Annotated in this window: 17 protein-coding genes; 5 read left to right on the top strand and 12 right to left on the bottom strand. The window is 60.7% G+C overall.

Features of this window, described 5'->3' with window-relative positions; genetic code table 11:
• Positions 1-148: 148 nt before the first annotated feature.
• From Q1B16_RS16630 to Q1B16_RS16580, 11 genes are all read right to left on the bottom strand, one after another.
• Positions 149-355, bottom strand: coding sequence for a hypothetical protein (locus Q1B16_RS16630; RefSeq protein WP_299791315.1), 207 nt, complete (start codon positions 353-355; stop codon positions 149-151).
• 33 nt (positions 356-388) lie between these two features.
• Positions 389-1,099, bottom strand: coding sequence for a divalent cation transporter (locus tag Q1B16_RS16625; protein ID WP_299791312.1), 711 nt, complete (start codon positions 1,097-1,099; stop codon positions 389-391).
• Positions 1,100-1,105: 6 nt separating this feature from the next.
• The gene (locus tag Q1B16_RS16620) at positions 1,106-1,885 is read right to left on the bottom strand and encodes a succinate dehydrogenase iron-sulfur subunit (RefSeq protein ID WP_299791309.1); all 780 of its coding nucleotides are present in this window, start codon (positions 1,883-1,885) and stop codon (positions 1,106-1,108) included.
• Positions 1,886-1,895: 10 nt separating this feature from the next.
• Positions 1,896-2,204 (bottom strand): hypothetical protein, encoded by a 309-nt coding sequence (locus tag Q1B16_RS16615; protein WP_299791306.1) that lies wholly within the window; start codon positions 2,202-2,204, stop codon positions 1,896-1,898.
• Positions 2,204-4,009 carry a succinate dehydrogenase flavoprotein subunit gene (gene sdhA, locus Q1B16_RS16610; RefSeq protein ID WP_299791303.1) on the bottom strand — a complete coding sequence of 602 codons (1,806 nt, stop codon included), beginning with the start codon at positions 4,007-4,009 and terminating at the stop codon, positions 2,204-2,206. The genes Q1B16_RS16615 and sdhA overlap by 1 nt, the downstream gene beginning before the upstream one ends.
• A 21-nt stretch (positions 4,010-4,030) precedes the next feature.
• Positions 4,031-4,402 carry a succinate dehydrogenase, hydrophobic membrane anchor protein gene (sdhD, locus tag Q1B16_RS16605; protein ID WP_299791299.1) on the bottom strand — a complete coding sequence of 124 codons (372 nt, stop codon included), beginning with the start codon at positions 4,400-4,402 and terminating at the stop codon, positions 4,031-4,033.
• Between the two features lie 10 nt (positions 4,403-4,412).
• Positions 4,413-4,799, bottom strand: coding sequence for a succinate dehydrogenase, cytochrome b556 subunit (gene sdhC, locus Q1B16_RS16600; RefSeq protein ID WP_299791296.1), 387 nt, complete (start codon positions 4,797-4,799; stop codon positions 4,413-4,415).
• Positions 4,800-5,033: 234 nt separating this feature from the next.
• Positions 5,034-6,113, bottom strand: a complete 1,080-nt coding sequence (locus Q1B16_RS16595) for a MaoC family dehydratase (protein ID WP_366140160.1) — start codon at positions 6,111-6,113, stop codon at positions 5,034-5,036.
• On the bottom strand, positions 6,100-6,303 hold the full coding sequence (locus Q1B16_RS16590) for a DUF1737 domain-containing protein (protein WP_299791294.1): 204 nt from the start codon (positions 6,301-6,303) through the stop codon (positions 6,100-6,102). The genes Q1B16_RS16595 and Q1B16_RS16590 overlap by 14 nt, the downstream gene beginning before the upstream one ends.
• A gap of 3 nt (positions 6,304-6,306) precedes the next feature.
• Entirely contained in the window at positions 6,307-6,855 is a 549-nt protein-coding gene (locus tag Q1B16_RS16585; RefSeq protein ID WP_299791607.1) for an NnrU family protein, read from the bottom strand.
• Positions 6,856-6,861: 6 nt separating this feature from the next.
• Entirely contained in the window at positions 6,862-7,719 is an 858-nt protein-coding gene (locus Q1B16_RS16580; protein WP_299791291.1) for a CoA ester lyase, read from the bottom strand.
• Positions 7,720-7,909: 190 nt separating this feature from the next.
• Here Q1B16_RS16580 and Q1B16_RS16575 point away from each other — a divergent pair, with 190 nt between their 5' ends.
• Positions 7,910-8,224: a hypothetical protein gene (locus tag Q1B16_RS16575; protein WP_299791288.1), complete on the top strand. Its 315-nt coding sequence runs from the start codon at positions 7,910-7,912 to the stop codon at positions 8,222-8,224.
• On the opposite strand, the gene Q1B16_RS16570 is transcribed toward Q1B16_RS16575, so the two are convergent.
• On the bottom strand, positions 8,221-8,976 hold the full coding sequence (locus tag Q1B16_RS16570; RefSeq protein WP_299791285.1) for a sulfite exporter TauE/SafE family protein: 756 nt from the start codon (positions 8,974-8,976) through the stop codon (positions 8,221-8,223). The two genes, Q1B16_RS16575 and Q1B16_RS16570, sit on opposite strands and share 4 nt — an antisense overlap.
• Before the next feature lie 148 nt (positions 8,977-9,124).
• On the opposite strand from Q1B16_RS16570, the gene mdh reads away from it, so the two are divergent.
• From mdh to Q1B16_RS16550, 4 genes are all read left to right on the top strand, one after another.
• Positions 9,125-10,087, top strand: a complete 963-nt coding sequence (mdh, locus tag Q1B16_RS16565; RefSeq protein ID WP_299791283.1) for a malate dehydrogenase — start codon at positions 9,125-9,127, stop codon at positions 10,085-10,087.
• A 482-nt stretch (positions 10,088-10,569) separates the two neighbouring features.
• The gene (gene sucC, locus Q1B16_RS16560) at positions 10,570-11,763 is read left to right on the top strand and encodes an ADP-forming succinate--CoA ligase subunit beta (protein ID WP_299791281.1); all 1,194 of its coding nucleotides are present in this window, start codon (positions 10,570-10,572) and stop codon (positions 11,761-11,763) included.
• A 175-nt stretch (positions 11,764-11,938) separates the two neighbouring features.
• Positions 11,939-12,823: a succinate--CoA ligase subunit alpha gene (sucD, locus tag Q1B16_RS16555; protein ID WP_299791278.1), complete on the top strand. Its 885-nt coding sequence runs from the start codon at positions 11,939-11,941 to the stop codon at positions 12,821-12,823.
• A gap of 110 nt (positions 12,824-12,933) precedes the next feature.
• Positions 12,934-15,900 carry a 2-oxoglutarate dehydrogenase E1 component gene (locus Q1B16_RS16550; protein WP_299791275.1) on the top strand — a complete coding sequence of 989 codons (2,967 nt, stop codon included), beginning with the start codon at positions 12,934-12,936 and terminating at the stop codon, positions 15,898-15,900.

Raw genomic sequence — 15,900 nt, 5'->3', positions numbered from 1 at the left:
TTCAGAGACGTTACCGTCGCTACGTAACCGCGTGGGTGCATCGCTTGCGCTGTGCTTGCCCACCTCGCCAGAGGCGCGTGCGTTGGCGTCACTAATCGCGCATATGGAGTCGATTTTGAGTCGGCGCAATAGAAAATATCAGCCGAGCTCACATTTTTTTCGAGGGTCCGTTTTCTCGTCGCAAACACACGATCGGGCTGTCCTCCGACACCATCTCCGCCCCGCAATAGGCGCAGCGCCATTGCCCGGGTGCCGTGCGTCGCCATCGGCATTCGCGTGTCAGGGTCGTCGTCTTGTGCTGCCAATAGAGATAGGCCAGCACACCAAGCAATAGGAGGATCAGAAGTATCGGCATGGATGCGCGCTTAACAGAAGTGATCGCAAATCGCTACATGACCGCAAGATGGCCTCCCAAGCCAAGCATGAACCCGAGCACCGCCCCCAACGGCGGCCCCCATTTCCGGTCCAAAGGCACCTGCGGCGCCACGTCTTCGAAAAGCAGGTAGAGAATGCCGCCAGACGAGAACAACATAATCGTGCCCAGGATCGCAGGCATGTCCGCCAGGACCCATAATCCGAAAAGCGCCGCCAGTGGCCCGAGAGGCACCATCGCCACGAAGACCCAGATCAATCTGGATTGCGCCGCATCTGTTGCCATTTCGCGCCACGCGTTGAACGCCTCAGGCAGGTTCTGCAACGCGATCAGGGCCGCCAGCAGCACGGCCACATCCGCCTGCCCGACAAGCATGGCACCAAGCGCCATCGCTTCGGGGATGAAGTCGAGCATCATCGCCATGAATTGCGACACGCGCCCGGTACTGCGGGACAGGAGGTGGTCGAGGAACCCAAAGACCAAGCCACCGGCACCAAAGGCCACAAGCGCGGTAAGCGCACTGACCCGGGTGATGCCTTCCGGGACCAGCACCAGCGCGATCGCCGAGAACAGCGCACCGCCACCGAAGGCAATCACCGAGTGCCGGAATTCGTCTTTGGCCCATCCGGGCAGAAGCCCGTCGAACCGGGCCAGAAACGCGCCGGCCGGGATCGTGATCCCGGCCAGTGTCGTTAGTAGAACAGCTTCAAGAACAGAGCCATCCACCGCCGATCAAACGTGCCGTTCGACCATCATCTTCTTGATCTCGGCAATCGCTTTCGCCGGGTTCAAACCTTTCGGGCATGTCTTGGCACAGTTCATGATCGTGTGGCAGCGGTAGAGCTTGAACGGATCTTCCAGATCGTCCAACCGCTCCCCCGTCGCCTCATCCCGGCTGTCGATGATCCAGCGATAGGCATGGAGCAAGGCAGCCGGTCCAAGATACCGATCGCCGTTCCACCAATAGGACGGGCACGCCGTCGAACAGGACGCACACATCACGCATTCATACAGACCGTCGAGCTTCTTGCGGTCCTCGATGGACTGCCGCCACTCTTTCGCGGGACGGTTCGTCTTGGTCTCGAGCCACGGCATGATAGACGCGTGCTGCGCATAGAAATGCGTGAGATCGGGGATCAAATCCTTCACCACCGGCATGTGCGGCAACGGATAGATCTTCACGTCACCGCTGATCTCGTCGAGACCGTAAATACAGGCCAGCGTGTTGATCCCGTCGATATTCATCGCGCAGGACCCGCAGATCCCCTCGCGGCAGGACCGGCGGAAGGTCAACGTCGGATCGATCTCGTTCTTGATCTTGATCAGCGCATCCAGAACCATCGGCCCGCATTTGTCCATGTCGACATGATACGTGTCCACACGTGGGTTTTCGCCATCATCCGGGTTCCAGCGATAGATGCTGAACTTCCGAACATTCGTGGCGCCTTCCGGTTTGGGCCAGGTCTTGCCCGTGCGGATGGTCGAATTCTTGGGGAGGGTCAGTTGAACCATGGTTCTCTCCTTAGCGAAGCAAAGCTGGCAAGCCTTGGGCCGCCAGGCATGTGAGTGTCTCGGGCTGCGAGACGATGTCCGTCACGATCTGAACTGTGCTTTCCGTCGGCCCGGTCACACTGTCCAACGCGAGCGCGCGGATTTGCACCGCGCTCGCGTTGTCGATCACGCAGTTCAAGGTTGGCTCAAGCGGAACACCGGGGAACCGGTCTACCAGCACGGGCGTGATTGCCGATCGCGCTGCGTCGCGTGCAAGCTGATCCTGCTGTTGCACGGTGCAACCAGCCAGGATCAGTGCAGAGGCGAGCGCAAGGCGCATCAGAACGTCCGTTCTTTCGGTTTGATCTTTTCGAGAGCGATGCCGCCCTCTTTTTCGGTGGTCAACGGATCGGTCACGACAGGACGATAGCTGAGATCGGTCTTGTTGCCCTCGACCCGCGCAATCGTGTGGACGCGCCAGTTCTCATCGTCGCGTGTGGTGTAATCCTCGTGCGCATGGGCGCCGCGGCTTTCCTTGCGCGCCTCGGCCCCGGCAATTGTTGCCAAAGCATTGGGCATCAGGTTGGCCAGTTCCAATGTCTCCATCAGATCGGAGTTCCAGACCAGGCTGCGATCCGTGACCTGAAGATCATCCATCTTGCCCGCGATCGCGACCATTTTGTCGAGACCTTCTTTCATCGTCTTTGAGGTCCGGAACACGGCCGCGTCAGCCTGCATCGTCTTCTGCATCTCAAGCCGCAGTTCCGCCGTCGGCACAGTACCCTTGGCGTTGCGCAACCCGTCGAAGCGGTCGAAGGCCTTGTCCACCGAAGCCGTGTTGGTCGACGGCACTGCGCTGTCGCGGTCCACAACCTTGCCCGCACGGATCGCCGCGGCGCGGCCGAAGACCACCAGGTCGATCAGCGAATTCGACCCAAGCCGGTTCGCGCCATGCACCGACGCACAGCCCGCCTCGCCCACGGCCATCAGGCCGGGAACAACCGCGTTCGGGTCTTTCTTCGTCGGGTTCAGCACTTCGCCCCAATAGTTCGTCGGGATACCGCCCATGTTGTAGTGCACCGTGGGCAGAACCGGGATCGGTTCCTTGGTGACATCGACACCGGCAAAGATCTTGGCCGATTCCGAAATGCCCGGCAAACGTTCGGCCAAAGCCTCTTTCGGCAGGTGCGACAGGTTCAGGTGGATGTGATCCGCCTCGTCACCAACACCACGGCCTTCGCGGATCTCCATCGTCATTGACCGGCTCACATAATCGCGCGGAGCCAGGTCTTTGTAGTTCGGCGCATAGCGCTCCATGAACCGTTCACCTTCGGAGTTGGTGAGGTAACCACCCTCCCCGCGCGCGCCCTCGGTGATAAGGCAACCCGAGCCATAGATTCCTGTCGGATGGAACTGCACGAACTCCATATCCTGAAGCGGCAGACCCGCGCGGGCCACCATGCCACCACCGTCACCGGTGCAGGTATGCGCTGACGTCGCGCTGAAATAGGCGCGGCCATAGCCACCCGTCGCCAGCACCACCATCTTCGCGTTGAAGACGTGCATCGTGCCATCGTCCAGCTTCCAGCAGACAACGCCGGTGCAAGCGCCGTCGTCTGACATGATGAGATCAATGGCAAAGTACTCGATATAAAATTCCGCGTTGTTCTTGAGCGACTGCCCATAGAGCGTGTGCAGGATCGCGTGGCCGGTCCGGTCGGCGGCGGCACAGGTGCGCTGCACGGGCGGGCCTTCACCGAACTCGGTCGTGTGCCCGCCAAACGGACGCTGGTAAATCTTGCCTTCCTCGGTCCGCGAGAACGGCACGCCGTAATGCTCGAGCTCGTACACCGCCTTGGGCGCTTCGCGGGCCAGATACTCCATCGCGTCCGTGTCACCCAGCCAGTCCGAGCCCTTGACGGTGTCATACATATGCCACTGCCAATGGTCCGGTCCCATGTTCGACAGCGACGCCGCGATGCCGCCCTGTGCCGCCACCGTGTGCGACCGGGTCGGGAACACCTTGGTCACGCACGCGGTGCGTAAACCCTGTTCCGCCATCCCCAGCGTGGCGCGCAACCCTGCGCCGCCCGCACCGACGACCACGACGTCATATTCATGCGTCTCGTATTCGTAAGCAGCCATAGTCTGTTTAGCTCCGATATCTCAAAGGGCCATTTTGGCGATTGCAAAGACGCCGACGGCGGCCGCGCCGTAGCTGATGCAGGTCATGCCAAGGATCAGGATCTTTTCCCACACGCCATGCACGTAGTCTTCGATCAGTGTCTGGAAACCGTCATTGAAGTGCTTGAACCCGACGATCAGCGTCAGACCCGCGATGATCGCCGGGAAGGGGCGCGCGTAATAGGCCTGCACCTCTTCAAAGGAGGACCCGAGAATGCCTCCGAACGTGAAAACGAAAAACGGGATCAGGATCAGCAGCGCGACGGACGATTTTTTCATCGACCAGAAATGCTCGGTCCCTGATTTTGCAGCACCCCATCCGATGGCGCGTTTGCGATCAGTCAGAAAAGCCATGTTGCGCACCTCACCAAAGAACGACGACAGAGAAAACGGTCAGAACACCGGACCCGATGATCACCATCCAACCCAGCATCTCGGCCCGGTCGATTTCGAGCATCTTCGCGTTGTCCCAGATCAGGTGCCGGATACCGGCGAGCGTGTGATACCACAGCGCCCAAAGCGACAGGAACATGACGATATCGCCGAACCAGCTTGTCACAAAGCCATTCGCGACCGCGAAATATTCCGGCCCGGTCGATGCCGCGAGCAACCACCAGACAATCATCAGCGACGCGACAATCAGGGCATTGCCAGTGATGCGCGTCAGGATCGATGTGATCGATGTAAGCTGGGGGCGATAAACTTGCAGGTGTGGTGACAGGGGACGATTGCCCCGATTGACGTCAGCCATGATCTGAGTCCTTTCCAGTTCCTGACAGTCTTTCTATTGCTTTTCTAAGCCGTGTCACGCCGACCCACCAACATTAGGCGCGGTTTTTTGGCGCAAGCGACCAGTTTTCTCTGATTTAGTGATCACACGTCGGAAAGCTGTGATCACAGATTGTGCGCGCCGAGAATCATGTTAGCGCAACCCTGATTTTTCGCGGAAGATCGCTCACTGTATGACAATAGTCCGGCGCGCGTGTCAGACGGGCATCAATGCCCAATAGTCGAGATCAAGCAGTACATGAGGCAGGTACTTCCCGTCCTCACCCTTGAGTTCGAACGCGCCATCAGCCAACGTCGCCACCAGTCGCAGCCGCACCGCGCCAACGCCGGGGGCCGACGTTTCCGCCTTGTCCAGAACCTCCGACCACGCCCGCACCGTGGTGCCACTGAAGCACGGGTTCGCATGCGCCCCGCCGTTCAGCCCAATAATCATCTGCGCGTTGGCCAGCCCGTTGAAGGACAGCGCCCGCGCCATGCTGATCACATGCCCGCCGTATATCAGCCGCTGACCATCGGGCCGGAAGGTGGCGTCGAAATGCACTTTGGCGGTATTCTGCCAAAGCCGTGTCGCCATCATGTGCTCGGCTTCCTCGATGGTCACACCGTCCACGTGGTCGATGGTCTCGCCAATCTCGTAGTCGCCCCAGCGATGCGGTTCTCCGGCCAGTTCGAAATCGTAATCCGTGAAATCGAGCCCGCGCGGGATGCTCAGGTCTTCGATCGCCAGCACCGGCTTCAGGTCGGGGACCACGGTCTCGGGCGCCGCCGCCTCCGCGTCGCGCTTGCGCACCATCACCCAGCGAACGTACTCCATCACCACTTGGTCGTTCTGGTTCAAACCGCGCGTCCGCACCCAAACGACACCCGTCTTGCCGTTCGAGTTCTGCTTGAGCCCGATCACCTCGGATTCAGACCGCAAGGTATCGCCCGCATAAACCGGAGTGAGCCAGCGGCCCTCGGCATACCCCAGATTGGCCACCGCATTCAGCGATACATCCGGGACCGACTTGCCGAAGACCACGTGAAACGCCGCCAGATCGTCGATCGGCGAAGATGGTAGCCCGCAACTTTGCGCAAACACATCTGACGAATACAGCGCATGACGCGCCGGGTACAAAGCGTGGTACAGCGCCCTTTCTCCACCCGACACCGTGCGCGGCACTGCGTGTCGGATCACCTGTCCAACCGAATAATCTTCGAAAAAGCGGCCCGGATTGGTCTTCGTCATCGCGTCGCCCCGCACCGTGCTTCGTTCGAGTGTGTCACTGTTCGCCAAGTTTCATCTCCGGACTGTAAGGGGTGTCGACCTCTTTCGTGACCGCCTGACCACAGCGCATCACGCCATTGGCCTGATCGAACGCATAGGTCGGATCGCCATAAAGCTCCCAGCCCTTGCTCAATGCGAGAGACACTTTGTGGCAAAAGGCCGACGTGTCGTCTTCGGTCAGAAATCTATAAATCTTCATGCCTCACCCCGGAAAAGGCCAAACGCCGAGCCACGCGTGGATTGCCGTCATGACGCCGTAGGCGACGAGCGAGATCACGACCAGAAGAACATCCTTCTTCGCCTCACCCGGCTGCGGACGATCCCAGACCGGCACTGCGCGATTGATCAAGATCACCTCGAGCACCGCCCAGGCCAACATCCCGCCGAACAGGATGATCGACGCCACATCCCCGTTCACCAAAAGGTGCGCCACCGCCCAGATCTTGACCGCTGTCAGCTGCGGATGCCGCATCTTGCCGCGTAGACGCCCCGTTGTGGCGCTCATCCCGAAAACGAAAACCGCAATCAGCATCAGCAGGTTGTTCACATGCGTCAGGAACGCTGGCGGATACCAGACAGGGATGAACTCTGCTCCGCGATAGCCCCAGATCATCAGAACAAGGCTGATCAACAACGCAACGGCCACCACGCCCTTGCCGGTGTCGCCCATCGCAGCGCGTTGCTCTGGCGCAACGCGCTTGAAGATATGGGCGCCAACCCAAATCAGCAGTCCGAGAACAAGAAGACCCATCATGGCTTACCCCGTTTGGATGGTTTCGATTGCCTCTGCTTTTGCCAGTATTTCACGCGCCGTGGCAACGTGAAGGTTTTCGACGATCTTTCCATCCACCACGGCAACGCCCTGCCCGGCCGCCTCGGCCTCTTCGAACGCGGCGATCTGGCGGCGCGCAAGGTCGATCTCTTCGGGCGCTGGCGCAAAGGCGGTGTTTGCGATGTCCACCTGCGCCGGGTGGATCAGCGTCTTGCCATCGAAGCCCATGTCGCGCCCCTGCGCGCACTCGGCTTTCAGCCCCTCGTCATCCTTGAACGCGTTATAGACACCATCTACGATCACCAGCCCCTCGGCCTTGGCCGCGAGAAGGCACATCGCCAGCGACGTCAGCAGCGGCAAACGGTCGGCACGGAACCGGGTCTGCAACTCCTTGGCCAGGTCATTGGTGCCCATCACCATTCCAGCCATCTTTGGATGCGCCGCGATCTCGGCGGCGTTCAGCATGCCGCGCGGTGTTTCCATCATCGCCCAGATCGGCAGGTCGCCGGTGATCTCGGCCAGCGCATCCAGTTGCGCGACGGATTCGACCTTGGGCAACAGCACCGCGTCGCAATCCATCTGCGCCACGGCCTCGGCATCGGCCCGGCCCCAGTCGGTGTCCAGCCCGTTGATCCTGACGATCTTGACCCGCGCGCCATACCCACCCTCGGCCAACGCCTTTTTCAGCGTCGCCCGCGCGGCTGGTTTTTCATCGACCGCCACCGCATCCTCGAGATCGAAGATAATCGCATCGACCGGCAATCCCCGCGCCTTGTCCAGCGCCCGGTCCTTCGATCCCGGGATATATAGAACCGAGCGGTAGGGGCGGCTGCGCATGTCCATTGCGGTCTCCTGAGCGAGTCTGCGAAATAATGTTGCGCCAGAGAGCTACATTCTTTTGCAAAAACTGCAACACCTGATTTGCCGCAACGCAGAAAAAAGCATCGCACTTGTACGCCGCGCGCCCCGTTAACCAAATTTAAGGGCCCGCGCCGGACGCTCTGCCCCATCACAGCCGAAAAGGGGTAAGGCGATGAAACAGGCTTTCTGGAAGATGACGGCACTCGCGATCGGGGCACTCGCGGCATCCACGACATTTACACAGGCCCAGCAAAACTGCGCACCGCGCGATCTGGTGATTGAACGATTGGCCAGCGCCTATGGCGAAGCGCGCCAGTCCATTGGCCTCGCACAGAACAACACGATGGTGGAGGTTTTCGCTTCGACCGAAACCGGCACATGGACGATCACCGTCACAAACGCATCCGGCCTCACCTGCCTTGTTGCCAGCGGCCAGGCATTCGAGCGCCTGACGGAAACCCTGCCCACCCCGGCCGAGGACGCCTAGGTCAGCGCATCCCAAATGAGCTTTGACCCGGTGATTGTCAGCAGCACATAGGTCAGGCCAAAGAACACGCGTTCGGGCACGATATGATGCGCCCGAACGCCCAGATAAGTTCCCAGAACCGCGAACGGTGCCAGCGCCAGATTGAGCGTCAGCGTCTCCAGCGTGAAAAAGCCCATCGCGGCATAAATCCCCGCTTTCAGCACATTCATCGCCCAGAAAACGATCACCGTTGTCGCCTGGAACGCGGTTTTGCTCAGCTTTCGTCCCAACAGATACACCGCCGCCACCGGCCCGCCTGCGTGGCTGACGAAACTGGTAAACCCCAGCGCCACACCCGCCGACACACCTGCGGTGGGTGACATCGGCCGCTCTCCGATCCGCAGCACTCCGGCCGCTTGCGCCAATTGCCAGACCACGAAACCGATAGAGATCCCGCCGATCAGCAGCCGGATTGCGTCGTCATCCGCCCAGCCGAAAAACAGCGCCCCGAGAAAAGTTCCCGGCACTCCGCCCCAGAGCAATAGCCGCGTTTCAGGCCAGCTCCACTTTTTCCAATAGGCCGGCAGGCTTGCGACGTCGATCAGCATCAGAAGCGGGAGCATGATGCCCAGCGCGATGGCAGGCTCCACCACAAGCGCCAGAATCGACGCACTGGCAAAGGCCGCGCCGGACCCGAACCCGCCCTTGGACACCCCGGCAAACACGACCGCAGGCACGCCGATCGCAAAAACTGTCCAGCTCAGAGCGTCCATGAAAGCCTCGTTTTCCGACGGGATTTCATTGACATATCGCGTCCCGCCGCCCTTCGCCAGCCGAACCGTGCCGCTCCGCCGCACTTGCGAAAGGCCCCAAGTCGGACTAGCACAGCGCAAATTCAAAAACGGACCGGAGACAAATTCCATGGCCAGACCCAAGATTGCCCTTATCGGCGCGGGACAGATCGGTGGCACCCTCGCCCACCTCGTGGCACTCAAAGAACTGGGCGACGTCGTTCTCTTCGACATCGCCGAAGGCACCCCCGAAGGCAAGGCGCTCGACATCGCGGAATCCGGCCCCTCCGAAGGGTTCGATGCGTCGCTCAAGGGCACGCAGGACTACGCCGATATCGCGGGCGCAGACGTCTGCATCGTCACCGCCGGTGTGCCCCGCAAGCCGGGCATGAGCCGCGATGACCTTCTGGGCATCAACCTCAAGGTCATGAAATCGGTCGGCGAAGGCATCGCCGCCAACGCACCCGACGCTTTCGTGATCTGCATCACCAACCCGCTCGACGCGATGGTCTGGGCGCTTCAGCAATTCTCCGGCCTGCCGACGCATAAGGTCTGCGGCATGGCGGGTGTCTTGGACAGCGCGCGGTTCCGCCACTTCCTCAGCCTCGAATTCGACGTGTCCATGAAAGACGTCACCGCCTTCGTTCTGGGCGGCCACGGCGACACGATGGTGCCGCTGACACGCTACTCCACCGTTGCCGGTATCCCCCTGCCCGATCTGGTGAAGATGGGCTGGACCACGCAGGAAAAGCTCGACGCCATCGTCCAGCGCACCCGCGACGGCGGCGCCGAGATCGTCGGCCTGCTGAAAACCGGCTCCGCCTTCTACGCCCCCGCGACCTCGGCAATTGAAATGGCCGAAGCGTACCTCAAGGACCAAAAGCGCCTTCTGCCCTGCGCGGCCTATTGCGACGGCGAATTCGGCCTTGACGGCTTCTACGTCGGCGTCCCCACCATCATCGGCGCGGGCGGCATCGAAAAGGTCGTCGACATCAAGCTGTCCAAAGACGAGCAAGCCATGTTCGACAACTCGGTCAACGCCGTCAAAGGCCTGGTCGAAGCGTGCAAAGGCATCGACGAGAGCCTGGCGTAAGGCGCGACACACCGAAGAACTGACCAAGCCCGGCATTTTTGTCGGGCTTTTTTTGTCGTCTCTTCAAAGTTAATTCGGCAATGGCCAGAAAAAGTCACGTATCTCATCAGGATCGGCTCCGACGAATTCCGGACTGTGGAGAATGATAGTGACGACCGCCCTTCTGAAATGCTGAGTCCCTTGGTATCGGAAGAAATCATCCGAAGGATCCTGAACCCCGTGGAAGGGTCGGAATTGTCGCTGGCACACAGCCATTGCGTCGTTCATGCCTTGAAAGGCATCTCTTGATAGCTCAAGTCGCACAGAGCTCCCGATTCGAGTTCCGATCTGCAATCGGTTTGTGATCACACGATTTTTGACTGTGATCACAATTGTCGCTTTTTCGCCTTCTAAGCCGCTGTGCGGCAAAAAATCGTTTAAACTGGCATCGTATACCATCGTATATCGCCACAAATCGCAGCAAAAGACGGGACAGTTGACCGATGAACATCCACGAGTATCAGGCGAAAGCTCTGCTACGCAGCTACGGCGCCCCGGTGTCGGACGGCCGCGTGGTCCTCAAGGCCGAAGAGGCCAAGACCAAGGCAGGCGAAATGGACGGCCCGCTCTGGGTGGTCAAGGCGCAGATCCACGCGGGTGGCCGCGGCAAGGGCAAGTTCAAGGAAGAGTCCGCTGGCGAAGCAGGCGGCGTCCGCCTTGCCAAGTCGGTCGAGGAAGCCGCTGAGGAAGCCAAGAAGATGCTGGGCCGCACCCTTGTCACCAAGCAGACGGGCGATGCCGGCAAGCAGGTCAACCGCATCTATATCGAAGACGGCTCCGGCATCCAGACCGAGATGTATCTCGCGCTGCTGGTCGACCGCCAGACCTCGCGCGTGTCGTTTGTCGCCTCCACCGAAGGCGGCATGGACATCGAGGAAGTGGCCGAAAGCACGCCTGAAAAAATCCTCAGCTTCTCAGTCGATCCCGCGACCGGCTATCAGCCGTTCCACGGGCGCCGCATCGCGTTCAACCTCGGCCTTGAAGGCAAGCAGGTGAAGCAATGCGTGCAACTGATGGGCACGCTTTACAAGATGTTCACCGAAAAAGACATGGAGATGCTCGAGATCAACCCGCTCATCGTCACCGATGAAGGCGATCTCAAATGCCTCGACGCCAAGATGGGCTTTGACGGCAACGCGATCTACCGCCACCCCGACATCGCGGAACTGCGTGACACCACCGAGGAAGATCCCAAAGAGCTCGAGGCGTCCAAGTACGACCTCAACTACATCGCGCTCGACGGTGAAATCGGCTGCATGGTCAACGGCGCGGGCCTTGCCATGGCGACAATGGACATCATCAAGCTCTACGGGGCCGAGCCCGCCAACTTCCTCGACGTGGGCGGTGGGGCTACCAAGGAAAAGGTGACCGAAGCGTTCAAGATCATCACCTCCGATCCGCAGGTCAAAGGCATCCTCGTCAACATCTTCGGCGGCATCATGCGCTGCGATGTGATCGCCGAGGGCGTCGTCGCCGCGGTCAAGGAAGTCGGCCTGAAGGTGCCGCTGGTCGTGCGTCTTGAAGGGACCAATGTCGAAGCGGGCAAGAAGATCATCAACGAAAGCGACGTTGACGTGATCGCCGCCGACGACCTCAAGGATGGTGCCCAGAAGATCGTTAAGGCGGTCAAGGGGTAAGGAATGACACATTTGCCGACATGCCGCGAAAGGGCGCAAAGGGCTGCGCCGACCCGGGGGGTGGCGCAGTTGCGCCGCCCTGTGGGGGCGGGTCGGCGCAGCCCGGTGGATCTCACCGGGCAGGACATCAATTCAACGTCTCTCAAGGACGTCAACGCATAAGGGAGCCAACAACATGGCCGTCCTCATCGACGAAAACACCAAAGTCATCTGCCAGGGCCTCACCGGGTCGCAAGGCACATTCCACACCGAACAGGCCATCGCCTATGGCACCAAGATGGTCGGCGGCGTGACCCCCGGCAAAGGCGGTCAGACCCATCTCGACCTGCCGGTTTTCAACTCGGTCCACGAGGCCAAACACCAGACCGGCGCGAATGCATCCGTTATCTACGTGCCGCCCCCCTTCGCTGCGGATTCAATCCTCGAGGCAATCGACGCCGAGATGGACGTGATCTGCTGCATCACCGAAGGCATCCCGGTCATGGACATGATGAAGGTCAAGCGCGCGCTGGAGACCTCGAAGTCCATCCTGATCGGCCCGAACTGCCCCGGTGTCATCACGCCCGACGCCTGCAAGATCGGCATCATGCCCGGCCACATCCATCGTCGCGGCAGCGTCGGGGTTGTGTCCCGCTCGGGTACGCTTACCTATGAGGCCGTGAAACAGACAACGGACGTTGGCCTTGGCCAGTCCACCTGCGTGGGCATCGGCGGCGACCCTATCAAGGGGACCGAGCATATCGACGTGCTGGAATGGTTCCTCGCCGATGACGAAACCGAGAGCATCATCATGATCGGTGAAATTGGTGGTTCTGCTGAAGAAGAAGCAGCGCAATTCCTGGCCGACGAGAAGAAGAAAGGCCGCTGGAAACCGACCGCTGGCTTCATCGCAGGCCGCACAGCCCCTCCGGGCCGCCGCATGGGCCACGCTGGCGCGATCGTCGCCGGTGGCAAGGGCGGTGCCGAAGACAAGATCGAAGCGATGAAATCCGCTGGGATCGTTGTCGCCGAAAGCCCGGCGGGTTTGGGCGAGGCGGTGCTGGAAGCGATTGGCAAATAAACACCTGCACAGGGCGCACCGAACACTGCGCCCTGTGCAAAGCCGCGCGATGGCGGATCGCCTTGATCCTCTTTCCCGCTGCTAGATCCAACCCGGTCGGAGGACCCAACATGACCGATCAGAGCTCCAACGATCTCTTCCACGCCTCCAGCTTCATGCAGGGGCACAACGCGGCGTATCTCGAACAGATGTACGCGCGCTATGCCAATGACCCGAACGCGGTCGATGAGGCGTGGCAGGCGTTCTTCAAGCAGCTGGGCGACGACGATGTCAGCGTCAAGAAAGAGGCGTCGGGTCCAAGCTGGGCACGCGCCGATTGGCCGCCCGTCCCGAACGACGATCTGACGGCAGCCCTTGACGGCCAATGGCCCGTCGCGCCCGCCGAGGCGAAAGGCGCGGGCGACAAGATCAAGGCGAAGGCACAGGAGAAGGGTGTCGAAGTCACCGATGATGCGATCCAGCGCGCCGTGCTCGACTCCATCCGCGCGCTGATGATCATCCGCGCCTACCGCATCCGTGGCCACTTGGCCGCCGACCTGGATCCGCTGGGCATGCGCGAACAGACGCCGCACCCGGAGCTGGACCCCAAGTCCTACGGCTTTACCGAGTCGGACATGGATCGTCCGATCTTCATCGACAACGTTCTGGGCCTCCAGATCGCGTCGATGCGCGAGATCCTTGATATCGTCAAACGCACCTATTGCGGCACCTTTGCGCTGCAATACATGCACATTTCCGACCCCGAGCAATCCGCTTGGCTCAAGGAACGGATCGAAGGGTTCGGCAAGGAAATCGCCTTCACCCGCGAGGGCCGCAAGGCGATCCTCAACAAGATGGTCGAGGCCGAAGGCTTCGAGAAATTCCTGCACGTCAAATACATGGGCACCAAGCGCTTTGGCCTTGATGGCGGCGAAAGCCTGATCCCGGCGATGGAGCAGATCATCAAGCGCGGCGGCAGCCTCGGGGTGAAGGAAATCGTCATCGGTATGCCGCACCGGGGCCGCCTGTCGGTTCTGGCAAACGTCATGGGCAAACCCTATCGCGCGATCTTCAATGAATTTCAGGGCGGCAGCTTCAAGCCCGAAGATGTCGATGGCTCGGGCGACGTGAAATACCACCTCGGCGCCTCCAGCGATCGGGAGTTTGACGGCAACTCGGTCCACCTGTCCCTGACGGCGAACCCGTCGCACCTCGAAGCGGTGAACCCGGTTGTGCTGGGTAAGGTGCGCGCCAAACAGGACCAGATGGGCGACACCGAACGCCGTAAGGTCATGCCGATCCTGCTGCATGGCGACGCGGCCTTTGCCGGTCAGGGCGTCGTAGCCGAATGCTTTGCCCTGTCGGGCCTGCGCGGTCACCGCACCGGCGGGACGATCCACATCGTCGTGAACAACCAGATCGGGTTCACCACCGCCCCGCACTTCTCGCGCTCGTCGCCCTACCCGACGGACAACGCGCTGGTGGTCGAAGCTCCGATCTTCCACGTCAACGGTGACGATCCCGAAGCGGTCGTGCACGCCGCCAAGGTCGCAACCGAGTTCCGCCAGAAGTTCGGCAAGGACGTGGTCATCGATATGTTCTGCTACCGCCGCTTCGGTCACAACGAGGGGGATGAACCGATGTTCACCAACCCGTTGATGTACAAGAAGATCAAGCAGCAGAAGACAACCCTGTCGCTTTACACCGAACGTCTGGTGAAGGATGGCCTGATCCCCGAAGGCGAAATCGAGGACATGAAGGCCGCGTTCCAGTCGCACCTGAACGAAGAGTTCGAGGCCGGCAAGGAATACCGCCCCAACAAGGCCGACTGGCTGGATGGCCGCTGGTCGCACCTGGATCGGCAGAAACAGGGCAAGTACCAGCGCGGCAAGACCTCGATCACACCGGAAACCCTGGCCGAGATCGGCGACGCCCTCACCCGGACCCCGGATGGGTTCCCGGTGCACAAGACGATCTCGCGCCTGCTCGAGTCGCGCAAGGAGATGTTCGACAAGGGCGAAGGGTTCGACTGGGCCACCGCCGAGGCGCTCGCCTTCGGGTCGCTTCTGACCGAAGGCTACCCGGTGCGCCTTGCCGGTCAGGACAGCACACGCGGCACGTTCAGCCAGCGTCACTCCGGCCTGATCAATCAGGACACAGAAGAACGCTACTACCCGCTCAACCACGTCCGGGACGGTCAGTCGCGTTACGAAGTGATCGACAGCGCCCTGTCGGAATACGCGGTTCTGGGCTTCGAATATGGCTATAGCCTCGCCGAACCCAATGCCCTGACGCTCTGGGAAGCCCAGTTCGGCGATTTCGCCAATGGCGCTCAGATCATGTTCGACCAGTTCATCAGCTCGGGCGAAAGCAAATGGCTGCGCATGTCGGGCCTCGTCTGCCTGCTGCCGCATGGCTACGAAGGCCAGGGTCCGGAACACTCCTCCGCGCGGCTGGAACGCTTCTTGCAGCAATGCGGTCAGGACAACTGGATCGTGGCCAATTGTTCCACACCGGCCAACTACTTCCACATCCTGCGCCGTCAGCTGCACCGCTCGTTCCGCAAGCCGCTGATCCTGATGACGCCGAAATCGCTCCTGCGGCACAAGATGGCCGTCTCGAAGGCGGATGAGTTCACCACCGGATCGAGCTTCCACCGCGTGCTCTGGGACGATGCGCAATATGGCAACTCGGACACCAAACTGGTCGATGACGACAAGATCAAGCGCGTCGTGATGTGTTCCGGCAAGGTCTACTACGACCTGCTCGAGGAACGCGATTCCCGCGGCATCGACGACATCTACATCCTACGGTTCGAACAGTTCTATCCCTTCCCGGCGATCTCGGCCGTGAAGGAGCTGGAACGCTTCCCGCAGGCCGAGATGATCTGGTGCCAGGAAGAACCGAAGAACCAGGGCGGCTGGACCTTCATGGAGCCGAACCTCGAATGGGTGCTCGGACGGATCAAGGCCACTCACAAACGCCCGCGCTATGTGGGTCGCGCCACATCGGCCTCACCTGCCACAGGTCTGGCCAGCCAACACAAAGCACAGCAAGCAGCACTCGTTGACGAAGCGCTGACGATCGAAGGGAAGTAA

This window comes from uncultured Marivita sp. (assembly GCF_947488135.1).
Taxonomy (GTDB): Bacteria; Pseudomonadota; Alphaproteobacteria; order Rhodobacterales; family Rhodobacteraceae; genus Marivita.
This window is presented reverse-complemented; position numbering and strand designations above follow the sequence as displayed.

What these genes read in the sequence shown, in the direction of transcription:
- Q1B16_RS16590 (WP_299791294.1), bottom strand. Translation starts at nt 6,303, where the DNA reads ATGAAGATTTATAGATTTCTGACCGAAGACGACACGTCGGCCTTTTGC.
- sdhD (WP_299791299.1), bottom strand. Translation starts at nt 4,402, where the DNA reads ATGGCTTTTCTGACTGATCGCAAACGCGCCATCGGATGGGGTGCTGCA.
- sucD (WP_299791278.1), top strand. Translation starts at nt 11,939, where the DNA reads ATGGCCGTCCTCATCGACGAAAACACCAAAGTCATCTGCCAGGGCCTC.
- mdh (WP_299791283.1), top strand. Translation starts at nt 9,125, where the DNA reads ATGGCCAGACCCAAGATTGCCCTTATCGGCGCGGGACAGATCGGTGGC.
- Q1B16_RS16615 (WP_299791306.1), bottom strand. Translation starts at nt 2,204, where the DNA reads ATGCGCCTTGCGCTCGCCTCTGCACTGATCCTGGCTGGTTGCACCGTG.
- Q1B16_RS16550 (WP_299791275.1), top strand. Translation starts at nt 12,934, where the DNA reads ATGACCGATCAGAGCTCCAACGATCTCTTCCACGCCTCCAGCTTCATG.
- Q1B16_RS16570 (WP_299791285.1), bottom strand. Translation starts at nt 8,976, where the DNA reads ATGGACGCTCTGAGCTGGACAGTTTTTGCGATCGGCGTGCCTGCGGTC.
- sucC (WP_299791281.1), top strand. Translation starts at nt 10,570, where the DNA reads ATGAACATCCACGAGTATCAGGCGAAAGCTCTGCTACGCAGCTACGGC.
- Q1B16_RS16580 (WP_299791291.1), bottom strand. Translation starts at nt 7,719, where the DNA reads ATGGACATGCGCAGCCGCCCCTACCGCTCGGTTCTATATATCCCGGGA.
- Q1B16_RS16585 (WP_299791607.1), bottom strand. Translation starts at nt 6,855, where the DNA reads ATGGGTCTTCTTGTTCTCGGACTGCTGATTTGGGTTGGCGCCCATATC.
- sdhA (WP_299791303.1), bottom strand. Translation starts at nt 4,009, where the DNA reads ATGGCTGCTTACGAATACGAGACGCATGAATATGACGTCGTGGTCGTC.
- Q1B16_RS16620 (WP_299791309.1), bottom strand. Translation starts at nt 1,885, where the DNA reads ATGGTTCAACTGACCCTCCCCAAGAATTCGACCATCCGCACGGGCAAG.
- sdhC (WP_299791296.1), bottom strand. Translation starts at nt 4,799, where the DNA reads ATGGCTGACGTCAATCGGGGCAATCGTCCCCTGTCACCACACCTGCAA.
- Q1B16_RS16575 (WP_299791288.1), top strand. Translation starts at nt 7,910, where the DNA reads ATGAAACAGGCTTTCTGGAAGATGACGGCACTCGCGATCGGGGCACTC.
- Q1B16_RS16630 (WP_299791315.1), bottom strand. Translation starts at nt 355, where the DNA reads ATGCCGATACTTCTGATCCTCCTATTGCTTGGTGTGCTGGCCTATCTC.